The organism is Spiroplasma endosymbiont of Megaselia nigra (genome assembly GCF_003987485.1).
GTDB lineage: Bacteria > Bacillota_I > Bacilli_A > Mycoplasmatales > Mycoplasmataceae > Spiroplasma.
Genome location: NZ_RCOO01000252.1, coordinates 1 through 1,367, shown reverse-complemented (window position 1 = coordinate 1,367; position 1,367 = coordinate 1). Strand labels below are relative to the sequence as shown.

1 protein-coding gene and 1 pseudogene are annotated in these 1,367 nt (G+C 25.7%); both read right to left on the bottom strand.

Annotation, left to right across the window (positions count from 1 at the left end; translation table 4 throughout):
• Positions 1 to 191 precede the first annotated feature (191 nt).
• On the bottom strand, positions 192 to 938 hold the full coding sequence (locus D9R21_RS06490; protein WP_126821543.1) for a hypothetical protein: 747 nt from the start codon (positions 936 to 938) through the stop codon (positions 192 to 194).
• A 248-nt stretch (positions 939 to 1,186) separates the two neighbouring features.
• Positions 1,187 to 1,367: pseudogene (locus D9R21_RS07635) on the bottom strand (IS3 family transposase); the annotation flags it as partial.

Here is a 1,367-nt window from a genome sequence, read left to right as displayed (position 1 = left end):
GCGATGTTTGTTCAATTTCTTTTACTGTATTTTTTCGAAATTCTGCAGTATATGTTTTAAATTTTTGTTCTTTTCCTGCCATTAAAAAATGCACCTCCTCTAAAAGTTTAGTAAAGTTCTTTTTTAATTTTACTTACTTTTTGGGGTGCAGTCTTAGTTCTTCCTTAACCCTTTTTAACATTAATAAAGTATTAAACATCTTCTTTATAATATTTATTTCATGATGCAATATCATCAATATCATTCTTATTAACTGGTTCTAATGATGGCCGTTTTTCTAAGTCAATTTCGTCTTCAACATTATTATTTTTTTTCCGCGAATCAAGGATAAATTCTTTATCTGGTGCTGTCCGATTTTGTAACGCTTGAATCTGCATTCTAATTCGTAACATCGTTAATTTTTTATCTTTAAATTCAATCATTCACTGGATTGGTAACATTAATGGATCAAGTTTTTCCCCATTACGAATAATCATTAATAGCATATTAATAAATTTACCAAATCCCTCTTCCCCTTTTCAATGTTCCATTTCTAATGGATCATACATTAATTGATTTTTAACTAAATCATAATTGGAAGCATGTGCTTCTGTAATTTTTTCTGCTCATTCTATTTCAGGAATTAAATAAAAATTAGTTGATAAACTACAATTAAATAAATGTTGTTTATTTTTAAATAATGAGAAATTAAACTTATCAACAATAATGACACTAATACTAATTGTTAAGCCAGTTAAATCAGTTACTTCTTTCATTCATTGAAAGATTGCTTGAACATAACGAAGAATAAATTTTAATTTTCCTGACGAATAAAGAATTGTTTTTCAGCTTTCATAATCAAACTGATATTCTGCATCATGTCGTACTTTACGAATATTTTCATCAGGTTCTAATGCTAAGAAGTCTTCAACTGATAAAATAATCATATCTTTTTTCATATGGTTTGTTTCTCCTAGGTGACCTATCTCATTGACACATTTTCTATTTAATTATATCATAAAACTAAGGAGAAAACTAGGTATTAGGGAAGTGATTTAGCACCTATGTTGGATATTTAATAAATTATTTTCTTAACATATTAATTTTATTATTTTATCTTGTAAATTGTAAATGCAAATGTAGCACTTTATTAAAAAAGAATAAAAGTTAGAGTGCACCCCAAAAAGTAAGTATTAGTAAAAAAGGTTTATAAACTTTTATTTATTATATCCTTTTCTTTGTGGCTTGAATATCATTTATTTCATTTTTTAACATCATTAATATATTCATCATGCGATAAGTAAATATTGTTATGAATTGTTGCTTTTTTTAATAAAGAATGAAAACTTTCAATAACAATATTATCAGCACAATGATAATTTTTACCC